The sequence below is a fragment of the Sphingobacterium corticis genome, assembly GCF_042684745.1.
GTDB lineage: Bacteria > Bacteroidota > Bacteroidia > Sphingobacteriales > Sphingobacteriaceae > Sphingobacterium > Sphingobacterium corticis.
The window spans coordinates 1,522,388-1,540,529 of sequence record NZ_JBHUMA010000006.1 but is presented as its reverse complement, the minus strand read 5'-3'; the positions used below and the strand labels follow the sequence as shown (position 1 = coordinate 1,540,529).

At 41.1% G+C, this 18,142-nt stretch carries 15 protein-coding genes and 1 tRNA gene; 7 read left to right on the top strand and 9 right to left on the bottom strand.

Annotated elements, in window-relative coordinates; genetic code table 11:
* Positions 1 to 71 precede the first annotated feature (71 nt).
* Entirely contained in the window at positions 72 to 1,310 is a 1,239-nt protein-coding gene (rocD, locus tag ACFSQ3_RS12575; RefSeq protein WP_380869900.1) for an ornithine--oxo-acid transaminase, read from the top strand.
* 76 nt (positions 1,311 to 1,386) lie between these two features.
* On the opposite strand, the gene odhB is transcribed toward rocD, so the two are convergent.
* The 3 genes from odhB to ACFSQ3_RS12560 all read right to left on the bottom strand — a co-directional run bounded on the left by odhB (position 1,387) and on the right by ACFSQ3_RS12560 (position 6,033).
* A complete protein-coding gene (odhB, locus tag ACFSQ3_RS12570) occupies positions 1,387 to 2,631 on the bottom strand; it encodes a 2-oxoglutarate dehydrogenase complex dihydrolipoyllysine-residue succinyltransferase (RefSeq protein ID WP_380869899.1) in 1,245 nt (414 codons plus the stop codon).
* An 18-nt stretch (positions 2,632 to 2,649) separates the two neighbouring features.
* Positions 2,650 to 5,391 (bottom strand): 2-oxoglutarate dehydrogenase E1 component, encoded by a 2,742-nt coding sequence (locus ACFSQ3_RS12565; RefSeq protein WP_380869898.1) that lies wholly within the window; start codon positions 5,389 to 5,391, stop codon positions 2,650 to 2,652.
* A 171-nt stretch (positions 5,392 to 5,562) separates the two neighbouring features.
* Positions 5,563 to 6,033, bottom strand: coding sequence for a GNAT family N-acetyltransferase (locus ACFSQ3_RS12560; protein ID WP_380869897.1), 471 nt, complete (start codon positions 6,031 to 6,033; stop codon positions 5,563 to 5,565).
* A gap of 88 nt (positions 6,034 to 6,121) precedes the next feature.
* On the opposite strand from ACFSQ3_RS12560, the gene ACFSQ3_RS12555 reads away from it, so the two are divergent.
* From ACFSQ3_RS12555 to ACFSQ3_RS12535, 5 genes are all read left to right on the top strand, one after another.
* On the top strand, positions 6,122 to 6,640 hold the full coding sequence (locus tag ACFSQ3_RS12555) for a GNAT family N-acetyltransferase (protein ID WP_380869896.1): 519 nt from the start codon (positions 6,122 to 6,124) through the stop codon (positions 6,638 to 6,640).
* 104 nt (positions 6,641 to 6,744) lie between these two features.
* The gene (locus tag ACFSQ3_RS12550) at positions 6,745 to 7,158 is read left to right on the top strand and encodes an Rrf2 family transcriptional regulator (protein ID WP_380869895.1); all 414 of its coding nucleotides are present in this window, start codon (positions 6,745 to 6,747) and stop codon (positions 7,156 to 7,158) included.
* A 54-nt stretch (positions 7,159 to 7,212) separates the two neighbouring features.
* Complete coding sequence (locus tag ACFSQ3_RS12545) at positions 7,213 to 8,067, top strand: SDR family oxidoreductase (RefSeq protein WP_380869894.1); 855 nt, start codon at positions 7,213 to 7,215, stop codon at positions 8,065 to 8,067.
* Positions 8,068 to 8,138: 71 nt separating this feature from the next.
* The gene (locus ACFSQ3_RS12540; RefSeq protein ID WP_380869893.1) at positions 8,139 to 9,347 is read left to right on the top strand and encodes a MalY/PatB family protein; all 1,209 of its coding nucleotides are present in this window, start codon (positions 8,139 to 8,141) and stop codon (positions 9,345 to 9,347) included.
* Positions 9,348 to 9,519: 172 nt separating this feature from the next.
* Positions 9,520 to 9,601, top strand: a tRNA-Leu gene (locus ACFSQ3_RS12535).
* Between the two features lie 249 nt (positions 9,602 to 9,850).
* On the opposite strand, the gene ACFSQ3_RS12530 is transcribed toward ACFSQ3_RS12535, so the two are convergent.
* The 6 genes from ACFSQ3_RS12530 to ACFSQ3_RS12505 all read right to left on the bottom strand — a co-directional run bounded on the left by ACFSQ3_RS12530 (position 9,851) and on the right by ACFSQ3_RS12505 (position 17,267).
* Positions 9,851 to 10,348, bottom strand: coding sequence for a ribonuclease H family protein (locus tag ACFSQ3_RS12530; RefSeq protein WP_380869892.1), 498 nt, complete (start codon positions 10,346 to 10,348; stop codon positions 9,851 to 9,853).
* Between the two features lie 94 nt (positions 10,349 to 10,442).
* Entirely contained in the window at positions 10,443 to 11,303 is an 861-nt protein-coding gene (locus tag ACFSQ3_RS12525) for a sigma-70 family RNA polymerase sigma factor (RefSeq protein ID WP_066753499.1), read from the bottom strand.
* Between the two features lie 477 nt (positions 11,304 to 11,780).
* Positions 11,781 to 13,064 carry an anthranilate synthase component I family protein gene (locus ACFSQ3_RS12520; RefSeq protein ID WP_380869891.1) on the bottom strand — a complete coding sequence of 428 codons (1,284 nt, stop codon included), beginning with the start codon at positions 13,062 to 13,064 and terminating at the stop codon, positions 11,781 to 11,783.
* 14 nt (positions 13,065 to 13,078) lie between these two features.
* Positions 13,079 to 14,350 carry an adenylosuccinate synthase gene (locus ACFSQ3_RS12515; protein ID WP_380869890.1) on the bottom strand — a complete coding sequence of 424 codons (1,272 nt, stop codon included), beginning with the start codon at positions 14,348 to 14,350 and terminating at the stop codon, positions 13,079 to 13,081.
* Between the two features lie 149 nt (positions 14,351 to 14,499).
* A complete protein-coding gene (locus tag ACFSQ3_RS12510; protein ID WP_380869889.1) occupies positions 14,500 to 14,991 on the bottom strand; it encodes a Fur family transcriptional regulator in 492 nt (163 codons plus the stop codon).
* A 62-nt stretch (positions 14,992 to 15,053) separates the two neighbouring features.
* Entirely contained in the window at positions 15,054 to 17,267 is a 2,214-nt protein-coding gene (locus tag ACFSQ3_RS12505) for a RelA/SpoT family protein (RefSeq protein ID WP_380869888.1), read from the bottom strand.
* Between the two features lie 146 nt (positions 17,268 to 17,413).
* Between ACFSQ3_RS12505 and ACFSQ3_RS12500 the strand changes: the two genes are divergently transcribed.
* Positions 17,414 to 18,046 carry a DUF4294 domain-containing protein gene (locus tag ACFSQ3_RS12500; protein WP_380869887.1) on the top strand — a complete coding sequence of 211 codons (633 nt, stop codon included), beginning with the start codon at positions 17,414 to 17,416 and terminating at the stop codon, positions 18,044 to 18,046.
* Positions 18,047 to 18,142 lie beyond the last annotated feature (96 nt).

The following is an 18,142-nucleotide window of genomic DNA, read 5'->3' as shown; positions in this document are numbered from 1 at the left end:
TATACAATTTCCGGATTTATATATCAAACGGAATTGGTTATATTCGTTACACACTAACACAATAAGATGTTATGATGAATTTTCCTGTAACTATCGACGAATTGACGCAAGCTCATATCGAAAAAGAACAACAATTTGGTGCACACAATTATCATCCGTTGCCGGTGGTGTTGAGTCGCGGCGAAGGTGTTTTTGTTTGGGATGTAAATGATCGACGTTATTTCGATTTTCTATCTGGGTACTCGGCGGTCAATCAAGGTCACTGCCATCCTAAGATTGTCAATGCATTTATTGATCAGGCTAGACAACTTACACTTACTTCAAGAGCATTTCATTCGGAAAAGTTTGTAGAATATACCGCGTTTATTACCAGTATGTTTGGATTTGATAAAGTTTTACCGATGAATGGCGGGGTAGAAGCTGTAGAAACGGCAATCAAATTAGCTAGAAGGTGGGGCTATGATGTTAAAGGCGTTCCCGACGGCCAGGCAAAGGTGATTACGGCGGCGGAAAACTTTCACGGCCGCACGCTGAATGTGATTTCCTTCAGTACAGATCCTTCTGCGAAAAGCGGTTTCGGACCTTATATGGATGGGTATATCTCCATTCCGTACAATGATTTGGAGGCGTTGAGAACTTCGGTTGCGGATCCAAATGTAGTGGCGTTTTTAGTAGAACCTATCCAAGGAGAGGCGGGCGTTGTGGTTCCGACGGAAGGATACCTTCGAGAGGCGGCGCAGATTTGTCGCAAAGCAAACGTTTTATTTATTGCCGACGAAATTCAAACGGGATTGGCACGCACTGGAAAAATGTTAGCTTGTGATCACGAAGAAGTCAAACCTGATGTATTGATTCTGGGAAAAGCGTTGAGTGGTGGCATGATGCCAATTTCGGCTGTGTTAGCAAATGATGATGTAATGCTTTGTATAAAGCCGGGAGAGCATGGTTCAACATTCGGCGGAAGTCCACTTGCAGCGGCCACGGCGATGGCAGCTTTACAAGTTTTGAAGGATGAAAATTTGAGCGATCATGCAGATCGATTGGGTAAAATATTTAGAGAAACCATCGGATCGTGGCAACATCCACACATAGCGGAAGTTCGTGGAAAAGGATTGCTAAATGCAATCGTCGTGAAGCATACGGATGAATATGCTGCAGATCGATTGTGCTACAAATTACTGGAAAGTGGTTTGTTGGCTAAGCCAACGCATGGTGATAAGATTCGTTTTGCTCCACCGTTGGTAATCACGGAAGCGCAATTAAACGAAGCATTGGAGATTATTAAAAACAGTTTAGACGTTTTGCAATAAGTAGTGACATCCGAACTAAACGAAAAGGCCGAAATCCATATAGATTTCGGCCTTTTTTATATCAAAGAAACGCTGATTATACTTCCAAAAGTAAACGAGCTGGATCTTCTAATAATTGTTTTACACGAACCAAGAAGCTAACTGACTCACGACCGTCAATGATACGGTGATCGTAAGATAATGCAATGTACATCATTGGGCGGATAACTACTTGACCGTTTTCTGCGATCGGACGTTGAACAATATTGTGCATACCCAAAATAGCAGATTGAGGTGCGTTGATGATTGGAGTAGACATCATTGAACCGAAAACACCACCATTAGTAATTGTGAAAGTACCTCCAGTCATTTCGTCGATTGTCAATTTGTTTTCGCGCGCTTTAACTGCTAACTCAATAACGGATTTTTCAATTTGCTGTAAGCTCATTGATTCCGCATTGCGAATGATTGGAACAACCAAACCTTTTGGTCCGGAAACCGCGATCGAAACATCCACGAAGTCCGAATAAACGATTTCGTTTTCCTCAATGCGTGCATTTACAGCAGGCCATTCCTTCATCGCAGTAGTTACTGCTTTCGTAAAGAATGACATGAAACCTAAACCAACACCATGTTTCTCCTTAAATGCATCTTTATATTTAGCACGCAAATCCATGATAGGCTGCATATTTACTTCGTTAAACGTAGTCAACATAGCAGTTTCGTTTTTCACGGATACCAAACGGCGAGCAACTGTTTTACGCAAAGAACTCATGCGCTCACGTCTTTCGTTGCGTTCTCCCGGAGTACTTACAGGTGCGCTGGTTGATTTAGCAGGAGCTGAAGCAGCTGGCTTGCTTTCCGCTTTTGGTTTTGCTTGTGCTTTTTCAGCATCTTCTTTCGTGATACGGCCGTCTTTGCCCGTGCCTTTAATTGATGATGCATCAATGCCTTTTTCGCGTAATATTTTAGCTGCAGCAGGCGATGCAGTTCCGGCAGCGTAAGAATCTTCGCTTTCGTCTTCCGTAGAAGCTTTACTTGGCTCCGCTGCTTTGGTTTCTTCTTTTTTCTCTTCTTTCTTTTCGCTATCGCCAGCCGCAGGACCGTCACCTTCTTCGATTGTACAAACTACTGCACCGATCTCTAAAGTATCGCCTTCTTGTGCGATGATGCGTAAAATACCAGCTTGTTCAGCCGGTAATTCAAACGTTGCTTTGTCGGATTCCAACTCTGCAATGTTCTCATCCATTTCTACGTAGTCGCCATCTTCTTTTAACCACTGTGCCAAAACGACCTCAGTAATCGATTCGCCTACGGTTGGAACTTTTATCTCTAAGCTCATATTGTTGTGTTGCTTGTTTTATGCAAATGATTTATTAACAATTTCTTCTTGTTGAACCGTATGTTTTTTCATGTAACCCGTCGCTGGACTTGCATTCTCCGTTCTAGAAATTACATCCGTGAACTCTACCTCCGACTTACGGAACTTGCGACAGTAGTACGGCCAAGCACCCATGTTTTCGTTTTCCTCTTGAACCCAAACGAATTCTGTTGCTTTTTTGTATTTCGTACGAATCTCTGCCAATTGCTCGATAGGAGCAGGGTATAATTGCTCAATACGAACGATCGCCACGTCAGTACGTTTGTCGGCTTGTTGTTTTTCCAACAGATCGAAATATACTTTACCTGAACAGAAAAGCACACGTTTTACATTCCCTGCTTTCACATAATTATCGTCCAACACGGGTTGGAAATCTTTATCCGTGAAATCCGCTAAATTGGAAGTTACTTTCGGATGGCGCAACAAACTTTTCGGTGTAAATACCACCAAAGGCTTGCGGAAATCGCGCACCAACTGACGTCTTAATAAGTGGAAATAGTTTGCCGGAGAAGTACAGTTTGCTAAAATCATGTTTCCGTGCGCGCAAAGCTCCAAGAAACGCTCAATACGCGCTGAAGAGTGTTCTGGACCTTGACCTTCCATGCCGTGTGGCAACATCAATACCATTCCATTGGAACGTCTCCACTTACTCTCCGCACTCGCTAAATATTGGTCGATAATGATTTGAGCGCCATTGTAGAAATCTCCAAACTGTGCTTCCCAAACTGTTAATGCATTCGGATTCGCCAAAGCATAACCATATTCGAAACCTAAAACAGCATATTCAGACAACAACGAGTTGTAGATGTTGAAACGATCGCCACCATCCACTTGCGCTAAAGGCACATATTTCTCCTCGGAATCTTCCAAAGTTAATACAGCATGACGGTGGGAGAACGTACCACGTTGCACATCTTGACCTGAAATACGAACGCGTTTTCCTTCTGATAGTAAACTTGCATACGCCATCAATTCACCCATCGCCCAGTCGTACGAATCTTTCTCGATCATTTTGCTACGATCTTCGAACAACTTGGAAATCTTGCGGAAGAATTTTTTCTCTTTCGGCAAATCAGTAATTTGTTTTGCTAAAGCTTTGAAATCTTCTGCCGAGATTCGCGTGGTAATATTGACATCCAAATCTGCTTTGCGTGCTGGACGCAATCCTTTCCAAGCACCACCAAACATTGGCGCTTCATCCTCGATATTCTCGATTTTTTTAGCGTCGTTTAGTTGGGATTGTAGGTATGTTTTGAATTCTTTTTCTACTTCCTTAGCGTAGCTATCGTCAATGCTTCCTTCATCGACCAATTTCTTCGCGTAAAGTTCTTTTGGATTAGCATGTTTCTCGATAGCCTTATACAATAAAGGCTGCGTGAACTTCGGTTCGTCCGCTTCGTTGTGGCCATAACGACGGTAGCATAGCAAATCGATGTAAACATCGGTTTTGTATTTTTGACGGTATTCTACCGCTAGGTTGATCGCGTAAACTACCGCTTCTGCATCATCACCATTCACATGGAAAACTGGAGACGAAGAGATTTTTGCAACATCGGTACAATATGTTCCCGAGCGCGCATCTTTATAGTTCGTAGTAAATCCTACTTGATTATTGATTACGATATGAATGGTTCCGCCTGTTTTGTAGCCATCCAATTTCGACATTTGCGTTACTTCGTAAACAACGCCTTGCCCAGCCACGGCAGCATCACCATGAATTAGGATTGGAGCAATTTTCGAAGAATCGCCATCATATTTCATGTCGATTTTCGAACGAACGATACCTTCAACGATTGGATCTACTGTTTCCAAATGCGAAGGGTTAGGTGCCAAACTTAAATGGACATCTTTTCCGCTATCGGTTTTGATGTCGGATGAGAAGCCTAAGTGGTATTTCACGTCACCGCCGAATGCCATCTCTGGATCTTCATCCGCGTACATTTTACCTTCAAACTCTGAAAAGATCGATTTGTAGGATTTGCCCATGATGTTGGCCAACACGTTCAAACGACCGCGGTGAGCCATACCAATCATAAACTCTTGAATACCGATATCGGCACCTTTTTCGATAACGGAATCCAAAGCCGGAATTAAGCTTTCTGCACCTTCTAAGGAGAAACGCTTTTGGCCTAAGAATTTTGTTCCTAAGAAACTCTCAAAAACAACAGCTTTATTTATTTTCTGAAGAATTCTTTTCTTTTGATCGCTGGAATAGTTCGGCTTGTTACGTTCCGCTTCCATTCTATCTTGCAACCATTTTACTTTTTCCGGATTACGAATATATCTGAATTCTACACCGATAGAACGGCAGTAGGTATCTTCAATTAGTTGACGGATTTCGCGCAATTTTACCGGGCCTAAACCGATCTCTACACCGGCGTTGAAAACCGTATCCATATCGGCATCCGACAGGCCAAAAGTTTCCAACTCTTTGCCCGGATAGTACTTGCGACGTTCGCGTACTGGATTGGTATCAGTAAACAAATGACCACGATCGCGATAGCCGTGGATCATGTTCAAAACGTTGATTTCCTTGATTGCGTGGTCAGATACTTGGTCGAAGTTTCCGCTGTCGCTACCGTCGGCAGTTTGCCCGAATTCGAAACCTTCAAAAAACTTCTGCCATCCAAAATCTACCGAGCTAGGGTCCGCTTTATACGTTTGATAAAGGTTTTCAATATAGCTGGTATCTGCGTTACTCAAATAAGTTAACTTATCCATTTAAAAATAAAATGATCTATAGAATGACGCAAATTTAGTAATAATAAAAGATTTAAGGCAACTAAATGCCATAATAAATCGGCTTAATATTACCCTTTTTTACGCCTATTTTAAGCCTTCTGTATCTATGTTAGAACATATAACAGATGGCGTGCACTTATGTTTCTTTAATTATGTCAAGACCATTTCCACATGCTCGATTCCATCTTCGTCATAAACGGATCCTGTTGGTTCAAATCCTAGATTGCGATAAAATCGATCAAGATAGGTTTGTGCACCGATTCGAACGCCCTGATTCGGATATTTCGATGTCACGATGCGAATGCTTTCTTGCATGAGCTGTTTGCCATAAGAAGATCCGCGGAATGCTGGAGCAGTAAGTACACGACCGATGGATGGTTCTTTGAAGGAGATGCCGGGAGGAACGATGCGCGTATATGCTGCCAATGGTGCGTCCGCACTTTTTCTTCCGATCAGATGAAAACAATGTAAGTCTTTATTATCTAGATCCTGATAAACACAGTTTTGTTCAACGACGAAAACTTCCGCGCGGTATCGCAAAATCTCATAAAGTTCCTTTGTAGTCAATTCATCAAAGTGAGTAAGCTTCCAACTCAATTTATGTGTTTCGTTCTGTATCATATTCTTGCTTTACGATGCCATTTTCAGTATTCTATTTTAAGAATTTTGTGCTAACTTGTCAACACTTCACCTATTTTTAATACAATTGATGAGCAAGGATTTTCTTTTTCGACAAGCTGAACAGGCGGACGCTACTGCTATTTGGGAAATAATAAAACAGGCGATCGAACGCCGAAAAGCGGATGGAAGCGATCAGTGGCAAGATGGTTATCCAAATCCAGCTGTTATAGAAAAGGATATTGTAAAAGGAGCCGGGTACGTTTTAGTTGACGGTGAAATTATTATCGGTTATTGCGCTTTATTTGTCGATGACGAGCCGGCGTACGATCATATTGATGGTCAATGGTTGACAAATGGTTCTTTCGTTGTGTTTCATCGCGTTGCAATATCTGGTAAATACGCTGGACAAGGTTTGGCGCAACAACTGTTGTTGCACATTGAAGATTTCGCGAAAGCAAAAGGTATTTATAGTGTAAAAGCAGATACTAATTTCGATAATCAGGCTATGTTGCGCACCTTTGAAAAGGTTGGCTATCAGTATTGCGGAGAAGTTTTGCTTCGCGGAGCTCCTCGAAAAGCCTTTGAAAAGCAACTTTTCGATTCTTAATTAACTTACTCGTTTGTTACGTGAGTGTCAGTTTCTACTTAGAGACTATTTTTATCTGTATCATCTTTTGTTACTATTAAAAACTATGCTACATTTGTATTGATATGAACAACACAAGATTCGCTACCGCTATGCATATTCTTTCCTTGCTTTCAAAAAATGAAGGCGAGTGGTTGAGTTCGGAGTGGATTGCTGGAAGTATTAATGTGAATCCGGTTATGGTGCGTCGGGAGTTGGGTGTTTTGCAAGAGAATGGCTGGGTGGTTAGTCGTAAGGGGAAGGAAGGCGGCTCTCGCCTTAAAATGCCGAGTGTAGAGATTCGTTTAGGTGATGTGTATGAAAGTGTCCGAAATTCAGAAATTTTGGGTAAACGAAATACAAAAACCAACGATAAATGTCCGGTAGGAAAGGTAATCAATTCATGTTTGGACAGTTTATACGAAGATACCGACCGTGCTGTTTTGACTTCACTAAACAAACAAACGTTGCAAAATTTTGTAGATCGACTAAACGTCTAATTTTTTTATCTTTTAATGTAACAATAGTTATTACATATAAACAAACATACAATCATGAAAATAGCAATTACAGGAGCTACTGGACAACTAGGTCGTTTAGTAGTAGAGAAATTAAAAGAGCAAATTGGTGCTAAAGATATTATTGCTTTAGTCAGAAATACGGAGAAAGCCCAAAGTTTGGGGGTAGAAGTTCGCGCTTTTGATTACAACCAGCCGACAGGATTGGCGGCTGCACTGGAAGGTATCGATCGACTTTTGTTGATTTCTGCGAATGAAATTGGAAAGCGTACTGCCCAACATCAATCGGTAATCGATGCGGCGAAAGTTGCTGGTGTGAAATTCGTGGCTTACACCAGTCTTTTGCGCGCTGATGAGTCGACTTTGAATTTAGCGGAAGAACATTTAGCAACCGAAAATCTAATTAAGGATTCTGAATTGGAATTTACGATTTTACGCAACGGTTGGTATACAGAAAACTATACGGGATCAATCACAGGTTCACTTGCGGCTGGGGCTTATATCGGTAGTGCTGCTGAAGGAAAAATTGCATCAGCTTCACGAGCTGATTTCGCGGATGCTGCCGTTGCCATTTTAACTGGAGAAGGCCATGAAGGTAAAACGTATGAGTTAGCGGGCGATCAAGCGTACACATTAGCAGACTTGGCAAGTGAGGTTTCTAAACAAAGTGGGAAAAATATTCCTTACCATAACTTATCTGAACAGGAGTACAGCGAAACGTTGATTAAATTTGGTGTGCCAGACGCATTTGCTCCGATGATTGCAAGTTGGGATGTGGCTGCATCGCGCGGAGATCTTTATAGTGACGATAAAACGTTGTCACAATTGATCGGCCATCCAACAACACCGCTAAGCGAAACGGTAAAAACAGAATTAGCAGCAAACAGCTAAATCAGCGTAGGAATTTATAGGTGTTTTCGACATATTTGTATATATGACAAATATTTAATCATTAAGCACCGATGATATACAATTTCGATGAAATCATTGATCGAAGAGCTACCAATAGCTTCAATTACGAAGGCTGGCGTTCGCATCTATTTCCATTAGAAGAAGATTTACAGCTTCCTTATAGCGATGAAGAATTTATTCGCATGTGGGTGGCGGATATGGAATTTTCCAGTCCGCCACCTGTTTTAGATGCCGTTCGAGCAAGGCTGGATAAAAAAATTCTCGGATACACGCAGGTTTACGATAAGGACTATTTGAATGTCCTAAAAAGATGGTTTGAGAAGTGGTATCAATGGCAAATAGATACCGATGAGCTAGTTACTGCTCCTGGAATTGTAGAAGCCTTGTATCGTTTAATTCCATTGTTAACAACGGAAGAAGAATCTTTGCTGATTTGTACGCCTTCCTACGCCCCATTTTATAGAGCGGGTATTAAGAACGATCGTCGGGTGATCTTCAGTCCACTTCGTGTTACCGATGGATATTACGAAATGGATTTTGCTGATATGAAAGCGAAAATCGAAAATCCAGAAAACAAAGTTCGGGTATTTATCTTCTGTCACCCACATAACCCAACCGGTCGTGTTTGGAAACGCGAGGAGTTGGAGCAATTAGGCAATATCTGTATCGAAAATAATGTGTGGTTAATTTCAGATGAGGTACATTGTGATTTGTTAAGGGCAAGGGAAAGACATATTCCGATGGCGACTGTATTGCCAGATTACAATCGAATAATTACCTGTACTGCGGCCAGCAAAAGTTTCAATTTAGCTGGCAATATGTTGTCGCATATTATGATTCGTGATGTAGAAACACGTCAACTTTGGAAGAAGAAATTCAACGATTACCATTCGCCATTAAGCGTCGTGGGAACGCAAGCTGCTTACGAACACGGAGCAGAGTGGTTGCAACAGTTAAATGCCTATTTGGATTTGAACTTACAGTTTTTAAAATCGTATCTCAACGAGCATTTGCCTTTGGCAAAATATCGAATTCCGGAAGCGACCTATTTGGCATGGGTAGATCTTTCTCCTTATTTGTCGAAACGAGGTAATGAACCGAGATGGACTACTTATTTTGCTAAGGAAGCGGGTGTGCTCATTGAGGGTGGCGAAGTATTCGTGGCGGATGGCGAAGATTATATCCGAATCAACGTAGCTTGTCCAAAAGCAACGCTTGAGGAAGGTTTGCGAAGAATGGCAGACGTGCTCAACCGCTAATTTTCGAGCTTTTCTTATGGTTTTCGATCTTGCAACTCTTCGAAGTGAAATAAAGTAAAAAATATTGCGCTATAAATCAGTCTATTTGCTATTACGTGTTAATTTCTTTTTGCAAATCCGATCAGAGTATCTATATTTGCATCACTTCAAACAAACGAAGTAGCCATAAGATGCCCAGATGGCGGAATTGGTAGACGCGCTGGTCTCAAACACCAGTGGAGCAATCCATGCCGGTTCGATCCCGGCTCTGGGTACAAATCCCGACAAGAAATTGTCGGGATTTTCCTTTTTAAAGATGTTAACATCTTTTAACTGTGTTTATATTAAACATTCAGCCACGTTTATTTGTCTATAATAGTACAACTGCAACCAATAGTGTGGTAGCGAGTAGTGTAGAATAGTGATTGGTTATATGTTTCAAATGTGGAAAGCTTCGTTCGAAAGAGCGAGGCTTTTCCATTTTCCAGCTGTTAGTTTGTTTTAATAAGTTAGTTCACTTTACATTAAGATACCGATGATTCCGCTTCAAAAATATGGTCAATTTTCCATTCTGGCTTATTTTTAGAAGCTGCGACAGCCAAGCGATCGCATCGCTCGTTCAGCGGATGTCCGGCATGTCCTTTTACCCAAACTAATCGCACTTGATGCAATTTATATAACTGCATTAAACGCAGCCACAAGTCTTTATTTTTTTTGCCCTGAAAACCTTTTTGAATCCATCCGTAAACCCATTTTTTATCGATAGCGTCAATTACATACTTGGAATCCGAATAGATGGTCACTTGCTGGTTGATTGATTTCAACGCTTCTAGGCCAACGATAACGGCAAGTAGTTCCATGCGATTATTAGTGGTTTTTCGAAACCCACCAGAATATTCCTTTTCGATCAACTTGCCATGTAATGCTTCGTTTTCTCCGCGATAAATAGTTCGTAAAATAGTTCCGTATCCGCCAGGTCCGGGATTGCCGCTGGAGGCGCCATCTGTGTAAAGCTCGATCATCAACGTAAAGGTACAGCTTTTTCTAAGCGCATAAAAAAATGCGTAGCTTTCGGCTACGCATTTCACTTGATTGAACAATAATATTTTTTGGGGATTAGCCTAAATAAGACTTTAAAATCCTACTACGTGACGTATGACGTAAGCGTTGCAGTGCCTTGTCTTTGATCTGTCTAACACGCTCGCGAGTCAAACTGAATTTTTCACCAATCTCTTCCAAAGACAACTGGTGATTTGAACCTAAACCGAAAAACAACACGATAATTTCGCGTTCTCTTTCTGTTAATGTTGCCAATGAGCGTTTGATCTCCTCAGAAAGTGATTCATCAATTAAACTGCTGTCCGTATCAGGATCTTTGTTTTCCAATACATCCAATAAGGTGTTCTCTTCCCCTTGAACGAATGGTGCATCCATCGAAACATGTCTACCTGAATTACTTAACGTATCAGATACCTTGTCTACGGTAGTTTCTAGAATGTCTGCCAATTCTTCTGGAGAAGGCTCACGCTCGTACTCCTGTTCTAATTTGGAAAACGCTTTACTGATTTTGCTCAATGAACCTACTTGGTTCAATGGCAAACGGACAATTCGGGACTGCTCTGCAATAGCTTGTAGGATAGACTGACGAATCCACCAAACTGCGTAAGAAATAAATTTAAATCCTTTGGTTTCATCAAATCTCTTCGCCGCTTTAATTAAGCCTAAATTGCCTTCGTTGATCAAGTCACCTAATGTTAGGCCTTGATTCTGATATTGTTTTGCGACGGAGACGACAAACCGTAGATTCGTTTTCGTAAGTTTCTCTAGAGCAACCTGATCACCCTCACGGATGCGTTGCGCTAGAATCACTTCTTCTTCCGCAGTAATTAAGTCTACTTTACCAATTTCGTGAAGATACTTGTCTAACGACTGTGACTCACGGTTGGTAATGGATTGTGTAATTTTGAGCTGTCTCATCTACTATATAAAATGCCTTCCTCTATGAAATGTTTGCAAAAATACAAAAAAATACCGTAAGAAGTATCATTACGGCGTGATAATACCTATTCAGAATGAGGGAATTAGAAAAGGTTTAATGTGGTTTTCGTAGAGCAAAAATCATTCCAACATGTCCATTTGTAGTGATTTGTCAGTTCTTGTACTAGGAGTTTGTAGCACTTAAGCTATTCTAAAATTTTCGTTCCTTTTCAAGTCTTTGAAAGTTTTATTTGAAAACCCCGCATTATGAATGAAATATCTGCATTACTACGCTTTCGGATTGGTAATAAAAGAAATTATAATGCTGATACCCCAACTCCATTTTTTATGCTCAAGATGAGCGAATAAATTTAGATCGTTAGCGAAGCAAAATTCAAATTTGTCGTATTAATTTTACAAGTTCGTGAATTTGCGGTAGTAATTGTTCGAAAATTCTCCATGCTTTACGTTACCTAATTACTCAATTTCGGTACCCAGCGCGTTTAAAATTCCTTGGGCTTTCACGAGACACTCTTCGTATTCTCTCTCCGCAATAGCATCGATCGTAATAGCGCCGCCCGTGTGGAAAGATAAATAACCTGATTTTTTGTTATATAAAAGCGTTCGGATAACGACATTGAAATCAAAGTCGCCATTCGGTGAAAAGTAGCCGACAGCGCCAGAATATACCCCGCGCTTTGATGCTTCATACCGATCGCAAAGCTTCATCGCACTTACTTTTGGGGCACCCGTCATTGATCCGGGAGGAAATACATTTTTTATCGCATCTAGCGCAGGAATTTCCGGATCGATCTCGCAAGTGATCGTAGAAATAAGCTGGTGCACTTGCGGAAAGGTGTGTACTTGTGGTTTACGCTCTGCAGCTACGCTACCGGGTTTCGCACTTCTTGTTAAATCGTTGCGTACCAAATCTACAATCATCACATTTTCGGCTTGCTCTTTTGGATCGTTTTGCAAGCTACGAATGATCTGTTGGTCTTCCTCCATGTTCTGTCCGCGCTTCGCGGTGCCTTTTATAGGTTGAGACAGTAAAATATCTCCGCGCCTCGCGACGAATCTTTCCGGCGAAGCCGAAAGAATATAATGTTGGTGCATTTTGAAAAAAGTAGAGAAGGGCATAGGAGAAACCCGATTCAATTCCCAATAAGCACTCAACGGGTGGATGTTGCATTCTTCCTGAAAGAATTCTTGGCACAGATTGACTTCATAGATGTCGCCACGGCGAATATGTTCCTTTAGTGCTTCAAAAGCTTGCATATACCCTGCTTTTGTCATACGTTTCTGAAATGGTCGATCTAACTTGACGGATGAAAAATCAGGATTTGCTTTGACAATGCTTTCGAAAATGTCATCAGGTTTTTGAACACTTTGTATGGTCAATTTACCTTGTTCAAAGGTTAGTATTGTTTCGGGAATAAAAAAATAGGCATCTGGAAATGCCAGATGATCGGGAAGATTCGTCGGTAGATTCTCTGTTTCTTTCTTCAGGTCGTAACCAAAAAAACCAAACATCCATTCCTGAGGATGCTTGGTTTGAAATGCTTGTATTTCCGAAAAGGTATTATCGCCGTTAGCTATGAATTCGTGACGAATACCAACCGCCAAAAGACTGTTTAATGTCGCGTAGGGATCGTCAAATGAGTTAGAATGAAGTAAGCAAGCCGTTTCGAATTGATCCGCCCACCATAATGCTTTCGCTAAAAAATCCTCCGACTCAATCGCAAACGTCGCCGCGTGCATGTAATTCCTTTGCCTTATAATTCGATGGTTTGTACGCGATCTGGTCCTACTGAAAGGTATTTGATCGGCACTTCCAATGCTTTTTCTAAATAAGCGATGTAGTTAGCAAGCGCTGCCGGGATTTCATTCGGTTGACGAATTCCAGTCAAATCTTGATTCCATCCTTCAATTTCCTCATAAACCGGCTCCGCTTCGTTGGTAATGATTTCGTACGGCATGTAGTCAATTACTTCACCATTATGTTTGTAGTGTGTACATGCATAAATTTTATCGAAGCTATCCAAAACGTCCGCTTTCATCATAATCAATTCGGTAACGCCATTGATCATAATCGCATATTTCAACGCTGGAATGTCAATCCATCCTGTACGTCTTGATCTTCCTGTCGTTGCACCAAATTCATGACCCAATTGACGAAGGCGTTCGCCTACTTCATTGTCCAATTCGGTTGGGAATGGTCCGCCACCAACGCGCGTTGCGTAAGCTTTGAAAATACCGAAAACAGAACCGATGCGGTTAGGAGCAATGCCTAAACCTGTGCAGGCGCCAGCTGTAGTAGTGTTCGATGAAGTCACAAATGGATATGACCCGAAGTCAACATCCAATAAAGTTCCTTGTGCACCTTCCGCTAAAACGCGTTTTCCATCTTTCAAATATTGATTCACTAAATGTTCCGAATCTACATGTGGAATGGTTTTTAAGAATTCAATGGCATCCAAAAACGCTTTCTCACGATCCGCGAAATCAGGAATTTCGCCGTAATGCGCGAGCATAGACAGGTGTTTTTGTTTTAACTTTTCATAACGATCAGCAAAATCCGGCAAGGTGGTATCGCCAACGCGAAGACCATTTCTGCCTGTTTTGTCCATGTAAGTTGGTCCGATACCTTTCAACGTAGACCCGATTTTGCCAGTTCCCATGTTTGACTCCGAAGCGGCATCTAACAATTGGTGTGTTGGCAAAATTAAATGTGCTTTACGAGCAAGTACCAATTTTCCTTTTGCAACCGGATCGAACCCAGCTTGTTTCAAGTTGTCCAATTCACGTTTCAAGATTATTGGATCGATTACCACGCCGTTACCGATTAGGTTAAGCGTTTCCTCATTGAAAATTCCGGAAGGAATGGTGTTCAAGACAAACTTCTTATTGTCAAACTCTAAAGTATGACCAGCATTTGGACCACCTTGGAAACGGGCAATTAAATCGTATTTCGGGCAAAAAACATCGACGATTTTTCCTTTACCTTCGTCACCCCATTGTAAGCCCAAAAGGACATCAACTTGCATATAGAACTGTATATTATGATTAAATAATTATTTACGCAGCTATTCGTAAAAACAAAAAGTTCGGAATAAATGAAGTGTTCAATTATTCCGAACAAAAGTACTATTGTTATCTAATAAAGTGAAACTTATGTCAAAAAAGCCTGTCGGTATTAGTTTTCAGAAACGACGGCTTGTTTAACGCTTCCTGATTTTTCTTTCTTTTGACAATCTTCGCACACACCGTAGAGATTCAAAGAATGGTGTTTGATTTCGAATTTCAATAACTCACCCATCATACTTTGGATTTGATGGATGCGCGGATCACAAAATTCTACAACCTTATTGCATTCAATACAGATTACGTGGTCGTGCTGTTTGTAGCCATAAGACTTCTCAAACTGCGCCATGTTTCTTCCAAATTGATGTTTTGTTACCAAATCGCAAGAAACCAATAATTCTAATGTGTTATAAACGGTAGCACGACTTACGCGGTACTTTTTGTTTTTCATGTGAATGTACAACGACTCCACATCGAAATGATCCGTTCGCGAGTAGATTTCTTCTAGAATAGCATAACGTTCCGGCGTTTTCCGCAGGTTTTTGTTTTCTAGATAGGCCTCAAATATTTTTTTTACTGTTTCGTAGCTTTCACCTTGCTTCATACAATCCTCGTATTCTTGTATGCAAAATTACCAAATTTTGCTGGTATATACTATAGTAAGACTTAGTTTCGCGTTTCTGCCTCGTAACGTGACACGCTGGTGATTCCAGGGATGCGCATTACATTGCTAATCAGGTTATCCAGCTGTTCAATATCATTAACAAAAACCATAATGTTGCCTTCGAAAATTCCCTCGTTGCTGGAGATCGATAGCGAACGGATATTCACGTTAAAATTGCGAGAAATAACCGTTGTGATTTTATTGACCAATCCCACATCATCGATCCCGACGATGCGTAATCCGGTAAGGAAAGATACATTGCGTTGAGAAGATGACCATTGCGCTTTCAGGATACGGTAGCCATAGTTAGCCATTAGTCGGGAAGCATTCGGGCAACTCGTTCTATGGATTTTTATCCCTTCATTTACCGTCAAAAAGCCAAAAATATCATCACCCGGAATCGGATTACAACATGGTGCCAACGTATAATCTACCTGTTGTAAATCATCGCCAATCAGAATCGTGTCCAAATCTTTTTTGTTGATCTTGTCGACCAATCCGGATACGTGCGCTTGAAAATGGTTGTGATTCTGATCTTCCGATTTCTCCGAAGCAGCGTATTCACGTAGGTTTTTGATATCGATCGTGCCTTTCGCTACCGCAAAAAACAAATCTTGCGAACTAGCGAACTTAAAGAAGTTCGAAATCTTATTGATGTTGTCTGTATTGTATGTAATCTTCAGCGATTTTAGTTTACGCTCTAAAATCTCTTTCCCATCTTCAGCAACACGTCGCTTTTCTTCCTTTAAGGATGATTTTATTTTAGAACGTGCTTTGGCTGTAACAACAATATTTAACCAATCTTCCTTCGGCGTTTGTTTGTTGGAGGTAATGATTTCCACTTGATCCCCATTGTGCAACGGATGTGCTAACGGGACCAATTTATGATTCACTTTCGCACCAATGCAGGTTGCACCAATGTCGGAGTGAATTTCAAAAGCGAAATCCAATGCGGTTGCATTGTGTGGCAATTGTACTAACGTTCCTTTCGGCGTAAAAATGAAAATTTCGTCCGAAAACAAATTCATTTTGAAATCGTCGACAAAATCAATGGCGTCCGATTCAGAAGTGCTTAAGATGTCACGAACCTTCTGGATCCATTGATCCAATCCGCTATCTGAGTTGGATTCTTTGTACTTCCAATGTGCTGCGAAACCCTTTTCCGCAATCTCGTTCATACGTTTTGTGCGGATCTGCACTTCAACCCATTGTCCGCGCGGGCCCATCAATGTGGTGTGCAAAGATTCGTAGCCATTACCTTTAGGGGATGAAATCCAGTCACGAAGTCGATCGGGATTAGGTCTATATAAATCCGTTACGATGGAATAAACCTTCCAACATTCTGTCTTTTCTTTTTCATCCACCGTATCGATGATGACGCGAATGGCGAAAAGATCATACACTTCCTCAAATGGGATAGATTTCTTACGCATCTTATTCCAAATGGAATGGATAGATTTTGGACGACCAAAAACATCGGCTTTGATGCCTTCGCCCGCCAGTATTTCTTTGACGGGAGAGATAAAGCTCGCGATGAATTTTTCGCGTTCTGCTTTTTTTTCGTTGAGCTTTCGCGCGATAAATTTGTAGGTATCGGGATCCGTGTATTTCATGGATAAATCCTCCAATTCGGATTTTATCGCATACAATCCTAAACGATGTGCGAGGGGAGCGTATAAATAGCTGGTTTCGGAAGCAATTTTCAACTGCTTATGGCGCGCCATAAATTCCATGGTGCGCATATTATGCAATCGATCAGCTAGCTTAATCAAGATCACCCGAACATCATCCGCTAACGTAAGCAGCATTTTTCGAAAATTCTCGGCTTGAATCGAACTATTCGTGTCGAAAATTCCAGATATTTTCGTTAGTCCATCGATGATACGGGCTACTTTTTTGCCGAATTGTTGCTCAATATCGGCGATGGTCATGCTCGTATCTTCCACCACATCGTGTAGCAAAGCACATACGATAGATGTGGTACCCAAGCCGATTTCCTCTGCGGCGATTTGTGCTACTGCAATCGGATGATATATGTAAGGTTCTCCAGATTTGCGGCGCATATCCTTGTGGCTTTCCAAAGAGAGGTCAAACGCCTTACGTATTTCCTGTTTGTCCCCACGTTGTAGCGTAGGTTTACATGCTCGTAACAATGCGCGATATCTTTTTCGTATCTCTTTGTTTTCCGCCTCAATATCAATCACATATTCTTCCATATCATCCCTCAAAAGTTGTGAGCTGTTTCAAATTCTTTTATCTTTACTAGTTCAAGCGGGTGTGTTAAATTAGCATGATTTTTGATAGAAATAAATTTAAGGAAATTTTACCTATATTTAAAATTGAATTGCGATTAAGTTCCAGTATGAGAGTTTTGGTCTGTGCGGTCTTCATGCTTGTTTTGTTGCCCTTAGTGGGGCGAAGTCAGCAGTTGGTGTTGCCACAATATGGTGCTGGCCAGCCTTTGACTGTCGACTCTTACAATAAAGCTAGATTAGATAATGGTGAAATCGTTCCTACCTTTTTAATTCCCGAAGTTGTTGTCGTTGGTGTGCGCCCTTGGAAGAATGAAGAGGAGCGGATGGATTATTTGCGTTTGAAGCGCAACGTTTTGCGTGTACTCCCTTATGCTATTTATGCGCAAAAACGATATGCGCAATTGGATAGAGATTTGGCGCACGCGATGGATCGAAAATCCCAAAAGCAACTAGTTAAAGAATGCGAGGCAGAGATCAAATATAAGATCAGTTCGGAAGTGAAGAATCTATCCATTTCCCAAGGGAAGATTTTGATCAAGTTGATTGAGCGGCAAACCGGAAACACAAGTTATGAATTGGTGAAAGAAATGAAAGGTGGCGTTACTGCATTTCTTTATCAAGGTGTAGCACGTGTTTTTGGCCATAATCTTAAAAGTACATACAACCCCGAAGAGGACTACGCAATAGAAACAATTATTCGTGAATACGAACAAGCTAGACCAATGGCCGGGAAGCGATAATTTTCAAAAAGCTACAATTTTCCTATTTCTAGATTTTTTTTGACTTCATTATAACTTATAATATACGTTTAAACATTATCTTTATCATGCATTTGA